The 20,047-nt window shown below is 54.8% G+C and carries 18 protein-coding genes; 13 read left to right on the plus strand and 5 right to left on the minus strand.

Features of this window, described 5'->3' with window-relative positions; genetic code table 11:
• From ACTIKR_RS01230 to ACTIKR_RS01265, 8 genes are all read left to right on the plus strand, one after another.
• The coding region (locus tag ACTIKR_RS01230) for a hypothetical protein (RefSeq protein ID WP_442326961.1) at window positions 1–811 on the plus strand (811 nt) is incomplete at its 5' end.
• Window positions 812–1,058: 247 nt separating this feature from the next.
• Window positions 1,059–2,090 (plus strand): TRAP transporter substrate-binding protein, encoded by a 1,032-nt coding sequence (locus ACTIKR_RS01235; protein ID WP_193086706.1) that lies wholly within the window; start codon window positions 1,059–1,061, stop codon window positions 2,088–2,090.
• A gap of 41 nt (window positions 2,091–2,131) precedes the next feature.
• On the plus strand, window positions 2,132–3,970 hold the full coding sequence (locus ACTIKR_RS01240; protein ID WP_442327004.1) for a TRAP transporter large permease: 1,839 nt from the start codon (window positions 2,132–2,134) through the stop codon (window positions 3,968–3,970).
• Between the two features lie 41 nt (window positions 3,971–4,011).
• Window positions 4,012–4,785: an SDR family NAD(P)-dependent oxidoreductase gene (locus ACTIKR_RS01245; protein ID WP_442326962.1), complete on the plus strand. Its 774-nt coding sequence runs from the start codon at window positions 4,012–4,014 to the stop codon at window positions 4,783–4,785.
• Window positions 4,786–4,832: 47 nt separating this feature from the next.
• On the plus strand, window positions 4,833–5,999 hold the full coding sequence (locus ACTIKR_RS01250; RefSeq protein WP_442326963.1) for an acetyl-CoA acetyltransferase: 1,167 nt from the start codon (window positions 4,833–4,835) through the stop codon (window positions 5,997–5,999).
• Between the two features lie 65 nt (window positions 6,000–6,064).
• On the plus strand, window positions 6,065–7,639 hold the full coding sequence (locus ACTIKR_RS01255) for an acyl-CoA synthetase (protein ID WP_442326964.1): 1,575 nt from the start codon (window positions 6,065–6,067) through the stop codon (window positions 7,637–7,639).
• Window positions 7,623–8,168 (plus strand): PPC domain-containing DNA-binding protein, encoded by a 546-nt coding sequence (locus ACTIKR_RS01260; RefSeq protein ID WP_193086711.1) that lies wholly within the window; start codon window positions 7,623–7,625, stop codon window positions 8,166–8,168. The genes ACTIKR_RS01255 and ACTIKR_RS01260 overlap by 17 nt, the downstream gene beginning before the upstream one ends.
• A 32-nt stretch (window positions 8,169–8,200) precedes the next feature.
• Window positions 8,201–8,593: a PPC domain-containing DNA-binding protein gene (locus ACTIKR_RS01265; RefSeq protein ID WP_193086712.1), complete on the plus strand. Its 393-nt coding sequence runs from the start codon at window positions 8,201–8,203 to the stop codon at window positions 8,591–8,593.
• A gap of 240 nt (window positions 8,594–8,833) precedes the next feature.
• Here the strand turns inward: ACTIKR_RS01265 and ACTIKR_RS01270 are convergent, their stop codons facing one another.
• Window positions 8,834–10,351 (minus strand): UxaA family hydrolase, encoded by a 1,518-nt coding sequence (locus tag ACTIKR_RS01270; protein WP_442326965.1) that lies wholly within the window; start codon window positions 10,349–10,351, stop codon window positions 8,834–8,836.
• Window positions 10,352–10,392: 41 nt separating this feature from the next.
• Window positions 10,393–11,280 (minus strand): FadR/GntR family transcriptional regulator, encoded by an 888-nt coding sequence (locus ACTIKR_RS01275; RefSeq protein WP_442326966.1) that lies wholly within the window; start codon window positions 11,278–11,280, stop codon window positions 10,393–10,395.
• A 163-nt stretch (window positions 11,281–11,443) separates the two neighbouring features.
• Here ACTIKR_RS01275 and ACTIKR_RS01280 point away from each other — a divergent pair, with 163 nt between their 5' ends.
• The 4 genes from ACTIKR_RS01280 to ACTIKR_RS01295 all read left to right on the plus strand — a co-directional run bounded on the left by ACTIKR_RS01280 (window position 11,444) and on the right by ACTIKR_RS01295 (window position 14,574).
• Entirely contained in the window at window positions 11,444–12,127 is a 684-nt protein-coding gene (locus ACTIKR_RS01280) for an amino acid ABC transporter permease (RefSeq protein ID WP_442326967.1), read from the plus strand.
• Window positions 12,128–12,143: 16 nt separating this feature from the next.
• Window positions 12,144–12,791: an amino acid ABC transporter permease gene (locus tag ACTIKR_RS01285; protein WP_442326968.1), complete on the plus strand. Its 648-nt coding sequence runs from the start codon at window positions 12,144–12,146 to the stop codon at window positions 12,789–12,791.
• A 27-nt stretch (window positions 12,792–12,818) separates the two neighbouring features.
• Window positions 12,819–13,667, plus strand: a complete 849-nt coding sequence (locus ACTIKR_RS01290) for an amino acid ABC transporter ATP-binding protein (protein ID WP_226816352.1) — start codon at window positions 12,819–12,821, stop codon at window positions 13,665–13,667.
• 100 nt (window positions 13,668–13,767) lie between these two features.
• Window positions 13,768–14,574, plus strand: coding sequence for a transporter substrate-binding domain-containing protein (locus ACTIKR_RS01295; RefSeq protein WP_442326969.1), 807 nt, complete (start codon window positions 13,768–13,770; stop codon window positions 14,572–14,574).
• Between the two features lie 29 nt (window positions 14,575–14,603).
• On the opposite strand, the gene ACTIKR_RS01300 is transcribed toward ACTIKR_RS01295, so the two are convergent.
• The 3 genes from ACTIKR_RS01300 to ACTIKR_RS01310 form a co-directional block, all read right to left on the minus strand.
• Entirely contained in the window at window positions 14,604–15,536 is a 933-nt protein-coding gene (locus ACTIKR_RS01300; protein WP_193086718.1) for a LysR family transcriptional regulator, read from the minus strand.
• 73 nt (window positions 15,537–15,609) lie between these two features.
• Entirely contained in the window at window positions 15,610–16,395 is a 786-nt protein-coding gene (locus tag ACTIKR_RS01305; RefSeq protein ID WP_193086719.1) for an NRDE family protein, read from the minus strand.
• Window positions 16,396–16,436: 41 nt separating this feature from the next.
• Complete coding sequence (locus tag ACTIKR_RS01310) at window positions 16,437–17,081, minus strand: PIN domain-containing protein (protein WP_442326970.1); 645 nt, start codon at window positions 17,079–17,081, stop codon at window positions 16,437–16,439.
• A gap of 183 nt (window positions 17,082–17,264) precedes the next feature.
• Between ACTIKR_RS01310 and clpB the strand changes: the two genes are divergently transcribed.
• A complete protein-coding gene (clpB, locus tag ACTIKR_RS01315; RefSeq protein WP_193086720.1) occupies window positions 17,265–19,862 on the plus strand; it encodes an ATP-dependent chaperone ClpB in 2,598 nt (865 codons plus the stop codon).
• Window positions 19,863–20,047 lie beyond the last annotated feature (185 nt).

Genomic DNA, 20,047 nt, shown 5'->3' on the forward strand with positions numbered 1-20,047 from the left:
TATCCTGCGGGGGCTGCGCAAGGATGGCAATAGCTGGTTCTGGAATGAAACGGCAGACGGTGACGTGAAATTTGGCAAAATGCGCGTTCTTCCCATGGCCGAGCGACAGTCCGTGTTGGATTTTTTCACCAACCTGCCCATTGTCGCCTGCAACAGTCAATTGCGGGTGGTACATGCGGCCTGGCATACGCCTTCTTTCAACGAGATCGGCTCGCAGGCGCTGACTTCCATCGTTGAATACTTTGACGCACGAGAAAGGCAGACCAACGATGTTATCCACAGCGATAGCCGGTTTCAGTATTATGTTGCGGAGCAGAAGCAATGGCGTGTGCATATTTCCGACGAGGCGCAAGCCGTCCCTTTCCTGGGAGCAACGGCCTATATGCGTGAACTCAGACAAATGGCCAATCCGATCCGGGTGTTGACTTCCGGCGTGGAAACGGCCGATAGCGGGACCTTGTTCAGCGGGGGAGAATGGCGTTTTGTACAACGGGCGCGCTGGTGGGACTCCTATACCGAAGCGGTGCCGGTCCTGATCGGGCACTACTGGCGCAACCCGCAGGACAAGCCAGTCAGCGCATTGTCTCGAGGTCGCGACCTGTTCGCAGGTGTGGCGCCGTACGACTGGCACGGCGCATGCGGTAATGTGTTTTGTGTGGATTATTGTGTCGGCGCCCGGTTCCTGGAACGATCCGGCGTGATGGCGCAGGGACAAACCCGACTTGCCGCCATGCGCTGGCCCGAGCGCACGCTCATGTTTGATTCGGGTGAGCAGGTTGCCACAGGGAATTTCGGCAGGCTGGCAGGGTAGCAACGGCCAGCCGGCTTTGTATTTTGCCTGGAGCAATTCGGGCATACCCCTGTTGAAAATTCATCGAAATAAATGCAATATCTGTGCTATAAGAGATGTGATCACACAACAGACAAGATGGCCAGGCCCGCAAGCGAGGTAAGCGCGATCATTCGCAGGAGAGTCGCAACCAGGTCAAGATATCAGGCATTTCGAGATAACAAGCAATTTGAGACAACAAGCATATTTAGTCCTGGAGGAGGGAATAATGGCTGGTGTAAAACGTAGGAGCTTTTTGAAATCGATGTCCGCTGTCACGGCGGCATCGGCTTTTGGACTGAGCTATTCTGATGTGATTCTGGCGCGTCGCGCCGATTTTCGGCTCAAATTTGCCAATAACCTGCCGGTGTCCCATCCCATGAATATCCGTGCCAAGGAAATGGTTGATGCCATCAAGAAAGAAACGGACGGCGCTGTAGATATTCGTGTATATCCAAGCAGCCAGCTGGGAAATGATACCGACACGCTCTCTCAAATTCGTGCTGGCGCCGTAGACTTTTTTACGCTTTCGCCCATTATCATGGGGACGCTTATCTCCAAAACGCAGATTTCCGGTATTGGTTTCGGCTTCAAGGACTACGACCAGGTCTGGAAGGCCATGGACGGTGAACTGGGCGCCGCCGTGCGCGAAGAAATCGAGAAGGGTTCGAACCTGACCGCTTTCGATAAGATCTGGGACAATGGTTTCCGGATTATTACCACCAGCTCCAAGCCGGTCAAAACGCCTGATGATCTGACCAGTGTCAAACTGCGTGTGCCGCCAAGCCCGCTGTGGACGTCCATGTTCAAAAGCCTGGGCGCATCGCCAACCACGATCAACTTTGCCGAAACCTATTCAGCACTGCAAACCCATATCGCCGACGGCCAGGAAAATCCGATCACCCTGATCGAGACAGCCAAGCTGTATGAGGTACAGAAATACGCCTCTCTTACTAATCACATGTGGGATGGATTCTGGTTCCTGGCGAACCGGGACAACCTGGCCAAGGTGCCCAAGGATATGCAGGAAGTGATTCGCAAGCACGTGATGGGCGCCAGCCTCAAAGAGCGGGACGATCTTGCCAAATTGAGCCTGACTGTCAAACAGACGTTGGAAGGTGAGGGTATGGTCTTTAATGAAGTAGACACCAACGCTTTCCGTGGCAAACTGAAGGATGCCGGTTTTTACGAAGAATGGAAGAAATCCTTTGGCGATCCGCTTTGGTCAAAACTGGAGCAATTTACCGGAGCGCTGTCTTGAATGTAAGCATTGCCAGCCAATCGGCTGGCGTCAATACCCATATGCTTTCCAGAAGTGTCGTCGCCGTCAAGACCGCAGTGATGCGGTTGGTCGGTTTGCTGGCTGTCGCAATGCTGGTATTCGAATCGGCATTGCTCTTTACCGGTGTGGTGTTTCGCTATTTCCTGCATAAACCCATTATTTGGTCCGACGAGCTGGCGCAGTCTGTATTTATCTGGTTGTGCATGTTCGGCGCCGCGCTGGCGCTGGACCGGCATGAACATATGCGGCTGACTGCCGTAGTAGCGCGCTTTTCCAGGCGGGCCCAGAATTGGTTTGAAACACTGGGGCTGGTGATTATTCTGTTGTTTGCCGCGTATCTGATCGGGCCCGGATTTCATCATGCCGGCAGCCAGATGGTGGTCACCTCGCCGGCGCTCAATATTCCCGATGGCTATAGGGCGCTTGCGATTCCGGTGGGCATGTGCCTGTTTGCCTTTATTGCCCTGAGCCATTTGCTGGCGCACTCGCGCTGGCAGGACATTATCTCTGCGGCGGCCGTTGTCGCGGTGGTGGGCTATGCGCTCTGGTATTTTGCCGATTTTATGTATGACATAGGCAATCTTAACCTTATCGTATTTTTTGTGCTGGTGCTGGGCGCGTGTGTCATGAGTGGCGTGCCCATTGCCTTTTGCTTCGGTATCGCCACGCTGGCCTATATCGTCAATATTGCGGAAGTGCCGCCGTCCATTGTCGTGACGCGCATTGATGAAGGGGCTTCGCATCTCGTGTTGCTGGCCGTGCCGCTGTTCGTGGTATTGGGCGTATTGCTGCAGATTAGTGGCATGGCGCGCAAGCTGATTGATTTTATGTCATCTATACTGGGCCATATTCGTGGTGGGCTCAATTATGTACTGCTGGGCGCCATGTTCCTGGTCTCCGGTATTTCAGGCTCCAAGGTGGCAGACATGGCCGCGGTCGCGCCGGCACTGTTTCCGGAAATGAAACGCAAGGGCGCCGACGAAAATGACCTGGCGGCACTGTTGTCGGCCACCGGCGCGATGACCGAAACCATTCCGCCCAGTCTGGTGCTGATTACGATTGGGGCCGTATGCGGCGTATCAATCAGTGCGCTTTTTATTGGCGGGCTGGTGCCGGCGCTGGTGTGTACGCTGGCCATTGCTTTGGTGTGCTATCTGAAGTCCCGCAAAAACGCGCAGGATACGCTTGAACGCGCCAATGCTGCCGAGATTGGCCGCACTTTTGTGTGGGCGCTGCCGGTGCTGATCCTGCCGATCATTATCCGCGTGTGTGTGGTCGAAGGCGTTGCAACGGCGACTGAGGTGGCTTCCATTGGCATCGTGTATGTCATTATTTACGCAATCATTGTGCAGATGCTTATCGGTGGTGTAGACAAATCGCGCATTTATCCCATGCTGATTGAGGCGACTTCGCTCTCGGGCGCCATTTTGCTTATTATTGGCGTTGCCACTGCCATGGCCTGGGCACTGACCCAATCAGGTTTTTCCACGACGCTTGTTGAATTCATGACGCATATTCCGGGCGGGGTGTTCGGTTTCATGACGGTGAGTATTGTGCTTTTCGTTTTGCTGGGCAGCATCCTGGAAGGCATTCCCGCCATTGTGCTGTTCGGCCCGTTGATTTTCCCGGCGGCTCAGGCCATGCACATTCATGAGGTGCATTACGCCATTGTGGTCATTCTTGCCATGGGTATTGGTTTGTTTGCTCCGCCGCTGGGCGTGGGCTTTTATTCGGCCTGCGCGATCAGCAAGGTCAATCCCGACAAGGTCATTCCAAAGATGTGGCTGTATCTGGTTGTTCTGCTGGTAACCACGTTTGTCATTGCGTTTGTACCCTGGTTTTCTATCGGGTTCCTTTGATGGGTCCGCTCTGATCCCTTATTCAGTATAGGTGGTGCAGTATGAGTGATAGTTCTGCAAGTGATTTGCGCGTCGCGGTGGTTACCGGTGGCGGCAATGGCATCGGCCGGGCAATTGTCGAGGCTTTTGCGCATGCCGGCTACCAGACCATGATCGCCGACCTCAACGAGGCAGACTCGCAGGCGCTGGAGACTTCGCTCAACGGGCAATCGCTAGAGGCGCGCTTTCTCAGGCTGGACGTCGCTGACGCGGACAGCATTGCGCAGTTTTTTGCTACTGTAGAGCGCGATTATGGTCGCTGCGATGTCCTGGTGAACAATGCAGGCATTGCCAAAACTGTGGCCTATCTGGATTATCCGAAGGACCATTGGGATAAGGTCATGCAGGTGAACGTAACCGGGCCATTTCTGATGTCACAGTATGCTGGGCGGCTGATGCAAAAAAGGCACTCGGGGCGTATCGTTAATATCGCATCTGTGAGTGGTGAGCGCGCAAGCTGGGGTCGAGCGGCCTATGGTACATCGAAGGCCGCTGTTTTCGGGCTGACGCGGCAGATGGCCCTGGAGCTGGCCGCATTTGGCATCACGACCAACGGGATTGCGCCGGGTCCGGTGGATACGCCGCTTACCCAGCAGTTGCATACACAGGCCACCCGGGACGAGTTCATTGGCTCAATCCCCATGGGACGTTACGGTACGCCGCAGGAAATTGCCCAGGTCTGCCTGTTCCTGGCGTCCGAGGCCGCATCATATATCAACGGTCATGTGATTCCGGTCGATGGCGGTTTTCTGGCTGCAGGCATTACCGGACATTGACTGCTTATGTCAACTGTCATAGTTTCAATTTAAGGGAGTCGATTGCAATGCGTGTGTCAATGACGGGCTGGGCCCATTCGAAATTTGGAAAAATGGATGGTGTTGATCCTGAACAGATGATCGGCGACGTGGCGCTGCAGGCTATTGCCCATGCCGGTCTGGAGCATAGTGATATAGATTCGCTGCACGTTGGCCATTACAACGGTGGATTTTTATACCAGGATTTTCCGTCCTCGCTGTTGTTCAATGCGATTCCGGCATTGCGATTCATTCCGGCTGTACGGCTGGAAAATGCCTGCGCCACCGGTTCGGCGGCGCTGCATTCTGCGCTCAATGCGGTTGCCAGTGGACGCAGCCGTTATGCGCTGGTGCTTGGCTTTGAGAAAATGTCGGAACTGTCCACACCGCAAATCGGCGACGTTCTGCTCAAATGTTCCTATGCCAGGGAAGAGGCGACGGTTGCCGGTGGTTTTGCCGGCCTGTTTGGCAATGTCATTACCAAAACCTATTTCGATCGCTATGGTGATCAGTCTGACGCGCTGGCGATGATTGCCGCCAAGAACCACCATAACGGCCTGTCCAATCCGTATGCACATATGCGAAAAGATTTCGGTTTCGAGTTTTGTCGCACGGAATCGGAAAAAAATCCCTTCGTGGCCGGCCCGCTCAAGCGTACCGATTGCTCACTGGTATCTGACGGCGCAGCGGCCATCATTATTTGTCGGGATGATGACGTTCGCAATAGCGACAATCAGGTGCGCTTTCTTGCAACATCGCAGGTCAATGATTATCTGCCCATGAGCCGTCGCGATCCCATTGCTTTCGAAGGGGCAACGCGTGCCTGGCAGCAGGCGCTGGCTGACAGCAGCCTGAGCCTGGGCGAGCTGTCGTTTTTAGAAACCCATGACTGCTTTACCATTGCCGAGTTGATTGAGTACGAGGCCATGGGGTTGGCCCGCCCGGGGCAAGGCGCGCGTGTCATCCTGGACGGCATCAGTGCCAGGGACGGGCGCTTGCCGGTGAACCCGTCGGGTGGTCTCAAATCCAAAGGGCATCCCATTGGAGCGACCGGCGTATCCATGCACGTCATGGCCGCCATGCAGCTAAGCGGGCAGGCGGGGGACATGCAGTTGCCGGTAGCGGATCGGGCCGGTGTCTTTAATATGGGCGGCTCGGCAGTCGCCAATTATGTAAGTATTCTTGAGCGCGCCTGATGCGCGTGTGATCTGCCCGCGATCCCGCGATAAACGCAGGTATCGGGTCAATCTGGAATGGTGTCATGCTCAAGCCGGTAAAAAATATTGGTAACTTTCTGACTGATGTCAGTTTGCGTTTTGCGGAACTGCCTGGTCTTATTCATGGTGACCGTACCTATAGCTGGGGTACGCTTAACGCCAGGGTCGATGCGCTTGCTCATGCTTTAAGGAAACTTGGCATAGACAAGGGCGACCGTATTTTGATCCATTCCTCCAATAACGTGCAGTTGTTCGAAAGCTGCTGGGCAACCTTCAAGCTGGGCGCTATCTGGGTTCCCACTAACGTGCGGATTACCGAGTCGGAAATTGCCTATCTAGCCTCTGCGAGCCGTGCGTCGATCGTCATATATGACGATGGGTATGCGGGTCACGCCAACAGTTGCTGTCACGCCGCAGATTCTGTCAGGCATGTGATTGCCATAGGCGAGCCGCAAGAGGGCGAGCACAGCTACGAGGCGTTGGTGGCGCAGCATAGAGGCGACGGTCGCTTCGAAGCGATTGATGTGGATTATGAAGACCCCCTTTGGTTCTTCTTTACGTCTGGGACCACCGGGTTCCCCAAGGCCGGCGTGCTGTCGCACGGTCAAATGGCGTTTGTGATTACCAATCATCTGGCGGATCTGCTGCCTGGTATTGACCAGCATTCCCGGTCCCTGGTGGTCGCGCCGCTGTCGCACGGTGCAGGAATTCATGCCATTGCCAATACAGCCAGGGGGGCAGCCAGCATATTGCCTGGCTCGGCACGGCTCGATTGCGTCGAAGCATGGCAGCTGGTTCAGCAGTATCGCGTTGACAATATGTTTACCGTGCCCACCATTGTCAAACGGCTGACTGAAGACCCGGCGGTGGACCAGTTTGACCATTCGTCATTGAAATACGTGATTTATGCGGGTGCGCCCATGTATCGGGAGGACCAGAAATATGCATTGCGCAAACTGGGCAAGGTGCTGGTGCAATATTACGGACTAGGCGAAGTGACAGGCAATATCACGGTGCTGCCGGCGCATATGCACCAGCAGGATGATAGCGCCGCTGACGCCAGGATCGGCACCTGCGGATACGCCAGAACGGGTATGGAAATAGCGATCCTGGATGAGCAAGGCCAGCGCTGTGATGCCGGCATGACAGGTGAAATCTGCGTGCGCGGTCCGGCAGTATGCATGGGGTATGACAACAACGCTGCGGCCAATGAGAAAGCATTTCGTTATGGCTGGTTTCACACCGGTGATCTGGGCCATCTGGATGAGCAGGGCTTCCTGTATATTACCGGGCGCCAGTCAGATATGTATATTTCGGGTGGCTCCAATGTGTACCCGAGGGAAATTGAAGAGGCTTTGTTGGCGCACACCGCTGTTTCTGAGGTGGCCGTGTTTGGCGTGCCCGATGAAAAATGGGGAGAGGCCGGTGTCGCGGTAGTGGTATGCAAAAGCGGCTGCAGGACCGATGCCGTAGCACTGAACCGTCACCTGAATGGTAAAGTGGCACGGTACAAGTATCCGGCCAGATATTACTTCTGGGATTCCATGCCAAAATCGGGCTATGGGAAAATTGTCAAAAAAGACTTGCGACGCATGGTGCAGGATGATGCAACGGCTTAACTCAAGAGTGCTATCTCTGGCCCGGCAGGGCCAAAGCAACTGGGTGCTTGATGTGCCCGAAGGCGCATCGCTCTGGGAGTGGGTATCTGCCGCCTTCGCACAGTACGACATTCAAAGCGCGCATCTGGATTTGATGGGCGGGCATCTTCGTTCTGCCATTTTTTATACCGGATATCCTGATCCGGCTGGCAAGCGCATTGCGCAATATGGTGCGCCTAACCACACCGGCCATGCAACACTGATCTCAGCCATGGGCATATACGGAAAGGATAGGGACGACAAGCCCCTGCTGCATTGCCATGGTTGTCTTGTGACCGGCAATGGCCAGACACAGGGCGGCCATCTGGACACGCAGCAATGCATCGTGGGGCAGACAGGGATACGCATTTATGTGACGGCGACAAGCGAGATCGAATTTGTCGCCAGACTGGACGCCACTTCCGGTATGTATGTATTTCATCCGCAATTGGCAGAGCATATTGGTGGCATTGCAGATCGTGCTGTGGTGTCTGCTGCGCACGAGCGCTGAAGTTTGGCCCTGAACGGCAAAGGAACAGACGTATGGAATCCAGTATCAGGCACTGCCGGGTAGGGCGTGTGGTCAATGCCCGGTTTTTCTGTAATGACGATCTGATCACCGGCATGGAGGACATCTGTCGCGAGCACGAAATTGCTCAGGGCGTTATCAAAGGCGGGCTTGGCAGTCTGTTCAAGTCCAGTCTGGAAATCATGACCGATGAAGGCGTGCTGCGCAGTATCAATGTGGAAGGCTTCGCGGTGGAAATTCTGAGCATGAACGGACACGTGCGCCGTGATCGTGAAGGAAAAACCGAAGTGGAGCTCTACGGGATTGTGGCCAACAATGCAGGCCAAGTGTTTGCCGGCAGATTTATCAAAGGCGGCTCACCCGTGTGTATTACGATAGAAGTCATGGTTCAGGAATGGCTCGATTAAGCTCGATGGCTTGACGGTCTCAGGTGGCAGCAATGACGCAGCATGGTGCGCCATGGGCTGCCGATGTCGAAGAGAAATAACACCTGCTTTGCTATCGCTGTCACATAACGGCCCTGACCGTGACGTCGTACTGCGGCAACGTCGCGCGCTTTTAGGGTCAATACATGGCGGCAGGTAGACTGCCAACCGCCATGTATTGCTTGCTCACGCCTTTATTGCTGAACCCCTTGTTGCTGGTACCTACATTGTCACACCCAACGGCCATGGGGCAAACTCGTTCTGTCCATAGCCATGCAATTCGCTTTTGGTTTTTTTGCCGGATGCCGAGTCCAGCATCATGCGATAGATTTTTTCACCCAGGCTGTCTACCGTTTCTTCACCGCTGATGATCGTGCCGCAGTTGATATCGATATCTTCTTCCTGGCGCTGCCACAAGGCGTTGTTGGTGCTCAGCTTGAGCGAAGGCGAGGGTGTACAGCCGTAAGCCGAGCCGCGACCTGTTGTAAAACAAATCAGATTGGCGCCCGAGGCGACCTGTCCGGTGGCCGATACCGGGTCAAAACCGGGAGAATCCATGAACACCATGCCTTTTGCCGTAACGGGCTGCGCATACTCGTAAACGTCATTAAGATTGGTGGTGCCAGCCTTGGCAACTGCGCCCAGTGATTTTTCCAGAATGGTCGTCAGCCCGCCAGCCTTGTTGCCGGCAGACGGATTGTTATTCATTTCGGCAAAATTGCGTTCGCAATAATCTTCCCACCACTTGATCCGGGCTACCAGTTTTTCCCCAACTTCGCGGCTGACGGCGCGCTGGGTCAGTAGATGCTCTGCGCCATAAATCTCGGGCGTTTCGGAAAGAATGGCGGTACCGCCGGCGCGCACCAGGCGATCAACCGCCGCACCCAGCGCCGGGTTTGCAGTAATACCGGAATAGCCGTCAGAGCCGCCACATTGCAGGCCCACGGTAAGATGCGATGCGGAGACCGGCTCACGCTGGACTTCATTGGCGGCAGGTAGCATGGATTTGACCACCGCAATGCCTTTGGCGACGGTTTTCGCGGTGCCGCCGGTATCCTGAATGGTAAAGGTTTGCAGGTTGACGCTCTCCTTCATGTTGCCGGACGCAAGAATCGCCGAGATCTGATTGGATTCACAGCCCAGGCCGACCATCAGCACCGAATGAAAGTTGGGGTGTTTTGCGTAGCCGACCAGGGTGCGCCTGAGGGTTTCCACAAACAGCCCCTCGGCTGCGTGACCACAGCCGGTGGCATGGGGCAGGGCGACCACACCGTCAACGTTGGGAAAGTCCGCTAACGCTGCGGGGTTGATATCGCGGCGAAAATGGTCTGCAATGGCTTTGGCAGCGGTCGCCGAACAGTTGACAGAGGTGAGAATGCCGATGAAGTTACGTGTTGCAACCCGGCCATCTGGCCTGACGTAACCCATGAACTGGTCGGTATTTTCGTTGACTGGCACATCCTTTGTATGAGAGCCGAAATCGTAATCACGCTCGAAGTCCATCATGGTCATGTTGTGTGTATGGACATGCTGGCCAGCGCGAATGTCGCGTGTCGCCTTGCCAATGATTTGGTTGTAGCGGCGCACCGGGCTGTCTTTTGCGATATCCACGGTAGCGATCTTGTGTCCGGCTGGAACCAGCCCGAGGATGGCGATCCCGTCCTCTGTGTTGCCCTGCATCAGCTGTTCAGTTGCAATAATGACATTATCATTGGCATGCAGTCGTATGGTCTTCTTCATTGAGTTCCTCTGGATTTCGCTTTGAAATAATGGATGTTGTTTTAGCCAATGATGGCCATCAGGCGCTGATGAGCGCGGGTCAAATGGCGTTGCATGGCGGCCTGCGCCTGCAACGGGTCGCGCTCTTCAATGGCCTGGCAGATGTGCTCATGCTCCTGCATGGCCGCCAGCCAGGCCTGCTGATCGTCAAAATGCCGGTGCATGGTGCGGGCAATCGGCCGGTAGCGCTGGTCGAACAGGCTGGTAATGGTCTGTATGACCAGTTGATTGTCTGTACTTTGCGCCAGTGTTGTATGAAAAAGCCGATCTGCATGGGCCATGCGGGCATTGGTGGATAGATCGTTTTGCGCCAAGGCCGCCTGCATGTCGGTCAGGCTTTTTCTGAGTTTTTTACGCAGGCCGGGCGACATGAAACGGGCCGCTTCCGCAGCTACGGCAGATTCCAGAAAATAGCGCATCTGGTTGACCTCTTTCGGGCTGTCTTCTGCAATGCTATGCAGCATCAGGGCCGCATGGGCCAGGGGAGCGCCATTAGGAGCATCATCCGGCATATCTTCAGCCTGAGCTTGCTGACTACTGGCAGCCTCGTCTGTTTCTGCCTGAACCTCACGCTGGGGTTCGATACGCGACATCTTGTCGGCGCCGGCATGATCCACCTGTCCCGTTGATCCGGTTTGCGCTGAGCTGCTTTTTACGTAAATGCCCGATCCGATCCGGATTTCAACTTCATCCTGCAGTTCCAGAACGATCAGTGCTTCACGCAGCGTCGGCCGCGACACCCCCAGCTGTTGGGCAAGCTCTCTTTCGGAAGGCAGGCGGGCGCCTGCACCGATGCATAGGTTCGCAATAACCGTGCGCAATTGCGCAGCGGTCTGCAGATAGGCTCTTGCCGCCATTTTGCGCGATGGGGACGGTGTGTCGGAAGTCATATTTTTAATTGAAATCAAATTAAATCCAATATAGGGGATTCAACTTAAGTGGTCAAACCAATTGTGGTGTAAATATGCATTTTATAGGGTTTTCTATAAGTGGTTTTACCAATTAGTCCGTGTAGGATGTCTTACTTTTATCACAGTCAAAAGCGGGTCAGACATGACTTATGAGTTCGATTTCAGTTCTGTCTTTGCCTACTGGCAGTTTTTCCTGGAAGGGGCGCGTACGACGGTTGTCATGTCGTTCTGGTCCACGCTGGCCGGGTTCATTCTCGGCGTGATGTGCGCGATCGCTCGTAGTTCGTCCATTTCGTGGTTGAGCAAAACGGTCGGTGCCTATGTCGAGGTGATTCGCAATACGCCGCTGATCATCCAAAGCTACTTTCTGATTTTCGGCATGTCCAGTGTGGGGCTGACCATGCCGATTCTGGTCGGCGCCATACTTGCACTTGTCATCAATATTACGGCCTATACCTGTGAGATCGTTCGGGCCGGAATCGAATCGGTGCCGCGCAGCCAGCGGGAAGCGGGCGAGTGCCTGGGCTTATCGCCTTTGCAGGTGTACTGGCATATTATTCTGGTGCCGGCCCTGGAGCGTGTATACCCGGCGCTTACCAGCCAGTTCATTTTGCTGATGCTGGTTACCAGTGTGCTGTCGGCGGTGGGCACCGAAGATTTGTTTGGAGTGTCTGGTCAGGTGCAATCCATGACGTTCCGCAATTTTGAAGTGTTTATCATTCTCTGGGGAATCTATCTGGCCATGTCTCTGATGGTCCGCGCCATTTTCTGGATGTTGTCCAAATTGCTTTTTGTACGCAGGCGTCGCCTGGGCACTTTGCTTTGAACCGGAGCGCTGAAATATGAATTATGAACAGGTGATTTTTCTGTTGCAGGGCGCCTGGGGTACCTTTGTGCTGTCTGTCCTTACGTTTGTGTTTGCCAGTGCAGTGGGGCTGATGATCGCGCTGATGCGCGTGTCTGCCAATCCCATTGCCCGTGGCGCAGCCTTTACCTATATTCAGGCCATCCAGGGTACGCCGCTGCTGGTGCTGATGGGCGTCTGTTTTTACGGCCCGACCATCCTGGGCTTTACGTCGGTACCTGCGCTGACGGCTGCCGTGCTGGCGTTGACCATTCAGTCGTCTGCATTTCTGGGTGAAATCTGGCGAGGCTGTATCGAATCGGTGCCGAAAAACCAGTGGGAAGCGGCCGAGTGCCTGGGCTTGAACCGTATTCAGCGCATGTTCCAGGTTATTTTGCCGCAGGCATTGCGTATCGCCGTACCGCCCACTGTGGGGTTTATGGTGCAGATCGTCAAGAATACCTCCATTGCCTCTTTGGTGATCGGTTTTGCCGAGTTGTCCTATAACGCGAAAATACTCAATAACGCGACTTTCCAGCCATTTCTTTACTTCGGGCTTGCCGCGGTCTTGTATTTCATCATTTGTTATCCGCTGTCGCGACTCAGTCTGAAGCTAGAGCGCAAGCTGAACGTATCTCGCGGCTGAAATGCAAAATTACACAAAGGAGCCTATATGAATTCAGTGCCTTCGCAGCAATCAGTAGCCGAGCTGCCTGTCAGCGCACCAGTGCCGCCAGACAACGGACAGGCAGGCATACAGCCCTTATCGCGCGACGGTAAAGCGATAACCGGCGATATCGTGCGTCTGGACAATGTGCATAAATGGTTCGGTGACAATCATGTACTCAAAGGTATCGACCTGAGCGTCAAACCAGGCGAAATTATTGCCATTATCGGCCAGAGCGGGTCGGGCAAGAGCACGGCACTGCGCTGCATGGATCATCTGGAACAGATCGACAAGGGTTCGGTGACGGTATGCGGACATACTTTTGGCGCGGATATCCCAAAGTCTGACCTGAAGATGCTGCGCCAGGATGTAGGGATTGTTTTCCAAAGCTATAACCTGTTCCCGCATTTGACCGTCGAGCGCAATATCACACTTGCGCTAACCTCAGTCAAGAAGATGGGCAAGAGCCAGGCAAAGCAAATCGCGCAAACCGTACTGGCGCAGGTTGGCCTGTCGGAGAAAAGCCAGATGTATCCGGAACAACTCTCGGGCGGACAGCAGCAACGCGTTGCCATTGCTCGCTCATTGGCCATGGGTCCCAAACTCATGTTGTTCGATGAGGTGACCTCTGCGCTGGATCCACAGTTAACCGGGGAGGTATTGCGTGTTATCGAAAAACTGGCGCGTGAAGGTATGACGATGGTGCTGGTAACGCACGAAATGGCATTTGCCATGAAGGTCGCACATCGTATTGTTTATATGTATCAGGGAAAAATCCATGAACAGGGCGGGCCGGACATGCTGCGAAATCCGCAGACCCCTGAATTGAAGCACTTCCTGGATATCGGCCTGTAATCCGGGTTCGCTATAAAAGAAGCTAAACGTACCCTTGATTAAGCGTACCCCTTATTTTTGTTGATTCGTTAGAAAACAATATTCCACACAGGAGACAATAATGACTTATTCGCTCAAGCCCGCGCTTGCGGCAATCACCCTTGCGACGGCACTGCTGGGCACGGCGGCACCCGCCTGTGCCAACACCCTGGAACAGATCATGCAGCAGAAAGTGTTGCGGGTTGCCATCGACCTGAGCGCGCCCCCTTATGGCATGAAAAGCGAAACCATGAAGGAAGTGGGTTCGGACGTTGAAACGGCCACTCTGCTGGCAAAGGATCTGGGTGTAACGCTGCAAGTTGTCTCGACCACCCAGGCCAATCGTATTCCATTTCTGCTTACCAATAAGGCCGACATTGTCATTTCAAGTTTGTCGATCACGCCGGAGCGGGCAAAGGTGATTGATTTTTCAATACCCTATGCCGTGATCCAGTCTGTGATAGGCGCGCCCAAGGACGCACCCATCAAGCAGATGAAGGATCTGGCAGGCAAGACCGTGGTCACGGCCAGGGGCACCACCAATGATCAGAACGTCACCAAGCTGGCACCACCGGGAACAAATATTGTACGTTTTGAAAACGATGCGACAGCCATTACCGCGATAACCAGCGGACAGGCGAATATTTTTTCGACCGCACCTTCCATTATTGCCGCGCTCAATAAAAAGGATCCGGCCAAAGCCCTGGATATCAAGGTTGTGATGTCGACCTCGAAAATGGGTATCGGCGTCGCCCGCAACAATCCCGAATTGAAAGAAAAAATCAATGAACTGATACGCCAGAATCTGAAAAATGGCCAGTTAAATGCCATCTTCAAAAAATATCATGCAACCGATTTGCCGCAGGACGTCTTGGCTGAAGGCAAATAACTAACGGGCGTGTTGCGCGCGCCGTTTCTTCAGAGCGGGGCTACGGGCGGCGTGTGTACCGCGTCCCAGTAGCCGTCTGAAGCGTAGTGCTGCTTGAGCATATCGATAAAGCTGCGGGTGCGCTGGGGCAGGTGCTTGCGGTTTGGCAATACGGCATAGATCCCGTTGGGCGCGGTTGCATAGTCGTCCAGAACAGTGACCAGGCGACCGGCATTCAGGTCGGCCTGTACTTCCCACAAGGACCGCCACGACAGGCCGAAGCCATGCAATGCCCATTCGTGCAGGACACTGCCATCGGAGCATGCCAGCCGACTGGCAGGTTTGAAGGCGCGCGTGCTGCCTTTTTCGCGGAATAGCCACCCCTTGCTTTGGCTGCCTTGCGGGCCGAAGGAGAGACATTCATGTTTGACCAGATCAGCGGGTACCTTGGGTGTGCCTTGCCGCTTCAGATAGGCGGGCGAGGCGACCACCACCCGGCGGTTTTCAGCCAGCTTTAATGCGATTAGTTGGGAGTCTGGCAGGTCGCCGATGCGGATGGCGCAGTCATATTGCTCTTCGAACATGTCGATGATTCTGTCGGTCAGATCCAGTGTGACGCGGATGTCGGGATGGAGCAGGCAAAAATCCGGTATGTGCGGCGCCACATGCTGTCGGCCGAAACCGGCAGGCGCGGTCAATCGCAAGGGACCGGCAATTTTTACCTTGCCCTGCGTTATCTGGCTCTCGGTTTCTGCCAAATCCTTGAGGATGCGCTGGGCTTCTTCGACAAAGGCGTGGCCTTCAGGCGTGAGGGTGAGCTTGCGAGTGGAACGAATCAGCAGTTTCACCCCAAGGCGCTCTTCCAGCGCATCGATACGGCGGCCCATCATCGCAGGGGCGATGCTATGCTGCTTAGCGGCAGCCGACAGGGTGCCAAGCGTGGCAACTGCGACAAAACTTTCCAGTTGGGTGAAGCGATCCATGGCTTGTGCGTCTTGAGTCTGGTTGAATGAACAATCCGGTCATTGTACCTTCGAATGGTGACGCACTGCGCAATCAGTAGTGGTAGGCAGTGTGCATGGAGAAGCTCCAGTCACGACGTCCTGTTTCGCTGGCGTCGGGCGCGTAGGTCAGTTCGCTGAAGGTGGCGCAGCCAGCGCGATTGACCGCAATAATGGAGGAGCAACGGGTGCCGTAATTCTCGCTGATGATGAAAGGGCTGCTCAGCAGCCGCTCGCGTTCCAGCGGAATGCCGGTGGCGGGTAAGGCGTCGTCAGGCGCAGGGGTCGTATCTTTAAGCAGTTTGAATACCTGTTGCAGGGCATCGGGACAGCAGTCGGGCGTGAGCGCATCCAGGCCGCGACGCAGGCGTTCGGCCTTGGGCCAGGGGGTGTCCAGCAAGTGATTGGATAGAATATAGCTGCCATGCGTCAGCTTTTGCGGTGGCGCATCCTGTCGATTACCGGTGTAGTAAACCTCGCTGACATCACCCACGATCAGATTGAAGCCATTATAGTTATCGCCGCTTTTCCACACCTGCGCGGCGTAGTCGCCTGCGGTCATATCCCCATCTACAAAGTTGCTCACCAGCAGGCCGCGTGTGGGGGCCTGGGGGATAAAGCCGGAAGGTTCGCGAAAATTGGTCAGCATGGCAAAACGGCCGTTTCTGTTGATCGCCAGCCACGTGCCGCCGCCGCTCAGATCCAATCCCGAGAAAACGTCAGGATTGGCATCCCAAGGCGCGGCCGGCTGAGCTGGCCTGGTGTGAAATTCGTCACGATTGGCGGCGATATAAAGTGGCCAGTCGGGATCTTTGGCAATGGACAAATAAATAATGCACATGGAAAGCATCCTTCATGAAACAATGGTCTGAGGCTGTTTGATCAGGCAGCCGCATTCACGTCCTGGGCAATAAGGCTGTTCAGGCGGAACAGGCGTTCCCGCTTAAGGACCGTCTCCAGGGGCTCTCGGGGACGGCCGATCTTTACGGCATCGTCGGGAATCAGGGCCAGCAGTTGCATAAACAAATCAGGGTTCAATTCATAGCACTTGATTAGAAACTGATCTGGATCGAACAGAGACAAGCCAAGCAGGCGCAGTTCGCTGCGGTTGAAGTCTCGCAGGTTTCGGGTCAGAATGCAGACAGACTGGCCGCGAAACTGGGCAAGCGCGGCCCGGCCAGCAGCAATGACGTGCCAATCCTTTGGGTCGCTTTTGGACAGCCCCGTTTCGAATTCATTGACTATTCCCATATCGGCCCGGGGAAAGGCCGCTTGCATGTCCTGCCATTGGATTGCGATGTCGTCTTCGGGTACGGCCCAAACGCGGCTGGCGTTGCGGCGCCATTCCTGGCCGATGTAGTCGGCCCAGACTGGTTCGAACATGCCCGATTGCGCCAGACGCAGCAGCAGGTTCTTCAGAATGGTGGACATCAGCACACAGGTATCCAACACGACACGCTGGGGCAACAGGTTACTGGCGGCGAGGGGATCGCGCTCGGCAGCGGTGTCGGGAAAGCCTGAATTCATTGAACGGTCTTCGGAGCGGTTAAAATTTGATTGTACCGGCTGTGGTACCGTTCTTTGGGCGGCAGTCTTTATCATTGGTCAAAAACTGTGCTGTATTACATCTTGAAATGTGGGTAGTTGCCATTATGTATTAAGCAACCTGGCCATATATGCATGGCCGTAATGAATGACATGGGAAGAATCATGAGATTTGACAAATTAACCACAAAATTTCAACAGGCGCTTGCTGACGCCCAAAGTCTTGCCGGCCGTAACGACAATCAGTACATTGAACCGGTTCACGTTCTATCCGCCTTGCTGAGCGATGCCGACAGCGGTGCCGGCAGCCTGCTGGCGCGTGCGGGCGTCGCGGTCAATCGCGTTGGCCCGGCCCTGGACAGCGCCATCAAATCGCTGCCTCAGGTTCAAGGGGTCGACGGCAATGTGCAGATCAGTCGCGAACTGAATGGGCTGCTGACCGCTACGGACAAGGAAGCGGCCCGGCGGGGGGATGCATTTATTGCAAGTGAATTGTTCTTGCTGGCACTGGCCGAAGACAAGGGCGAGGCCGGGCGCATCCTGCGCGACTCCGGCCTGCAGAAAAAAGCGCTCGAGGCGGCCATTGAGGCTGTTCGGGGCGGCGCAGCCGTTGAAGACCAGGAAGGCGAAAGCAACCGTCAGGCGCTGAAAAAATACACCACAGACCTGACAGAAAGAGCGCGCATGGGCAAGCTGGATCCGGTTATCGGCCGCGATGACGAAATCCGTCGGGCCATTCAGATTCTGCAGCGGCGCACCAAGAACAACCCGGTGCTCATCGGTGAGCCTGGTGTGGGTAAAACAGCCATCGTGGAAGGACTGGCGCAGCGCATTATCAATGATGAAGTGCCCGAAACCTTGCGCGGGAAACGCGTGCTGTCGTTGGACCTGGCTGCGTTGCTGGCGGGGGCCAAATATCGCGGTGAGTTCGAGGAACGCCTCAAAGCGGTGCTCAAGGAACTGGCGCAGGATGACGGTAGTAATATCGTCTTTATCGACGAAATCCATACCATGGTAGGCGCAGGCAAGGCCGAAGGGGCGATGGACGCCGGCAATATGCTCAAGCCAGCGCTTTCGCGCGGCGAATTGCATTGTATCGGCGCCACCACGCTTAACGAATACCGTAAGTACATTGAGAAGGACGCCGCACTGGAACGGCGCTTCCAGAAAGTGCTGATCAACGAACCCGACGTTGAAAGCACAATTGCCATATTGCGCGGTCTTCAGGAGCGCTATGAGTTGCACCACGGTGTCGATATTACCGACCCGGCCATTGTGGCGGCCGCTGAGCTGTCCAATCGCTATATCACAGACCGTTTTTTGCCGGACAAGGCGATTGACCTGATCGACGAGGCTGCGGCGCGTATCCGCATGGAAATTGATTCGAAACCCGAAGTCATGGACCGCCTGGATCGCCGGATCATCCAGCTGAAAATTGAACGCGAGGCGGTTCGTAAGGAAACCGACGATGCATCTGCCCGCCGCCTGAAAGTGATCGAGGATGAACTGGAAAAGCTGCAGCGCGAGTACAACGACTACGAAGAGATCTGGAAAACCGAGAAAGCGGCGGTGCAGGGTGCGCAGTCGATCAAGGAAGAAATCGAGAAGGTCCGGGCGCAAATGGCTGAGTTTCAGCGCAAGGGCCAGTATGAACAATTGGCCGAATTGCAATACAGTCGCCTGCCGGAACTGGAAGGTCGTCTGAAGGCTGCAGAATCAGAAGAGTCCAGCAAGGCCAAGCCACGCCTGCTGCGTACCGAAGTCGGGGCCGAAGAGATTGCAGAAGTGGTTTCTCGCGCGACCGGCATCCCGGTATCCAAAATGATGCAGGGCGAGCGTGAAAAACTGCTTGGCATGGAAGGTTTCCTGCATAAACGTGTGGTAGGCCAGGACGAGGCGGTTACGCTGGTTTCCGATGCAATCCGGCGTTCGCGCGCCGGCCTGTCGGATCCGTCAAGGCCTTATGGATCCTTCCTGTTTCTGGGGCCAACCGGCGTCGGCAAAACTGAGCTGACCAAGGCCTTGGCCGGCTTCCTGTTCGATTCCGAAGACCACCTGGTGCGTATTGATATGAGCGAGTTCATGGAGAAACATTCCGTGGCACGCCTGATCGGGGCGCCTCCGGGCTATGTCGGTTATGAAGAGGGCGGGTACCTGACCGAAGCGGTGCGTCGCAAGCCTTATAGCGTCATTTTGCTTGATGAAGTGGAAAAGGCCCATCCTGACGTGTTCAATATCCTGTTGCAGGTGCTTGATGATGGTCGGCTGACCGACGGACAAGGGCGAACGGTAGACTTTCGCAATACCGTGATTGTGATGACCTCGAACCTGGGTTCGCATCATATTCAGAGTATGGCTGGGGAGTCTTACGAAGCGATCAAGGAAGTAGTCTGGGAAGACGTGAAACAGGCATTCCGGCCTGAATTTCTGAACCGTATTGACGAAGTGGTGGTATTTCATTCGCTGGATAGCGCGCAGATCTCCTCTATTGCGCGGATTCAACTGGATCGTCTGGCAGCTCGGTTGGCGGGTCAGGATATGCATTTGCATATTTCAGATGCAGCACTGGCACTGCTGGCAAAAAGCGGTTTCGATCCGGTATTCGGGGCAAGGCCGTTGAAACGTGCAATTCAGCAACACGTGGAAAACGCCATGGCAAGAAAAATTCTCGAGGGAGAATTTGGTCCGGGCGACACCGTGTTGGTCGATGTAAAGGACGGCGTTTTTTTGTTCAGCCGCGAAAACAGTGATATTGCGGGCTAAAGCCGCTACTTTGCTGTCTAAATAGCCCGGGTGTCTCCCGGGCTATTTTTATATAAATTAAAATTTAATGACAGTTGTATTGACGCCAGCGCATAAATATTCATTGACATAGGTTCTTTTTACCGACATAGTGTCACACATAAGATATTCAAGTTAAAGGAAGCCGTGCTTCGGTTAAACGAAAT

Source organism: Advenella sp. (assembly GCF_052108595.1).
Classification (GTDB): domain Bacteria; phylum Pseudomonadota; class Gammaproteobacteria; order Burkholderiales; family Burkholderiaceae_B; genus Advenella.

Coding starts and splice junctions, on each gene's coding strand:
- ACTIKR_RS01235 (WP_193086706.1), top strand. CDS start 1,059: ATGGCTGGTGTAAAACGTAGGAGCTTTTTGAAATCGATGTCCGCTGTC.
- ACTIKR_RS01240 (WP_442327004.1), top strand. CDS start 2,132: ATGCTTTCCAGAAGTGTCGTCGCCGTCAAGACCGCAGTGATGCGGTTG.
- ACTIKR_RS01245 (WP_442326962.1), top strand. CDS start 4,012: ATGAGTGATAGTTCTGCAAGTGATTTGCGCGTCGCGGTGGTTACCGGT.
- ACTIKR_RS01250 (WP_442326963.1), top strand. CDS start 4,833: ATGCGTGTGTCAATGACGGGCTGGGCCCATTCGAAATTTGGAAAAATG.
- ACTIKR_RS01255 (WP_442326964.1), top strand. CDS start 6,065: ATGCTCAAGCCGGTAAAAAATATTGGTAACTTTCTGACTGATGTCAGT.
- ACTIKR_RS01260 (WP_193086711.1), top strand. CDS start 7,623: ATGATGCAACGGCTTAACTCAAGAGTGCTATCTCTGGCCCGGCAGGGC.
- ACTIKR_RS01265 (WP_193086712.1), top strand. CDS start 8,201: ATGGAATCCAGTATCAGGCACTGCCGGGTAGGGCGTGTGGTCAATGCC.
- ACTIKR_RS01270 (WP_442326965.1), bottom strand. CDS start 10,351: ATGAAGAAGACCATACGACTGCATGCCAATGATAATGTCATTATTGCA.
- ACTIKR_RS01275 (WP_442326966.1), bottom strand. CDS start 11,280: ATGACTTCCGACACACCGTCCCCATCGCGCAAAATGGCGGCAAGAGCC.
- ACTIKR_RS01280 (WP_442326967.1), top strand. CDS start 11,444: ATGACTTATGAGTTCGATTTCAGTTCTGTCTTTGCCTACTGGCAGTTT.
- ACTIKR_RS01285 (WP_442326968.1), top strand. CDS start 12,144: ATGAATTATGAACAGGTGATTTTTCTGTTGCAGGGCGCCTGGGGTACC.
- ACTIKR_RS01290 (WP_226816352.1), top strand. CDS start 12,819: ATGAATTCAGTGCCTTCGCAGCAATCAGTAGCCGAGCTGCCTGTCAGC.
- ACTIKR_RS01295 (WP_442326969.1), top strand. CDS start 13,768: ATGACTTATTCGCTCAAGCCCGCGCTTGCGGCAATCACCCTTGCGACG.
- ACTIKR_RS01300 (WP_193086718.1), bottom strand. CDS start 15,536: ATGGATCGCTTCACCCAACTGGAAAGTTTTGTCGCAGTTGCCACGCTT.
- ACTIKR_RS01305 (WP_193086719.1), bottom strand. CDS start 16,395: ATGTGCATTATTTATTTGTCCATTGCCAAAGATCCCGACTGGCCACTT.
- ACTIKR_RS01310 (WP_442326970.1), bottom strand. CDS start 17,081: ATGAATTCAGGCTTTCCCGACACCGCTGCCGAGCGCGATCCCCTCGCC.
- clpB (WP_193086720.1), top strand. CDS start 17,265: ATGAGATTTGACAAATTAACCACAAAATTTCAACAGGCGCTTGCTGAC.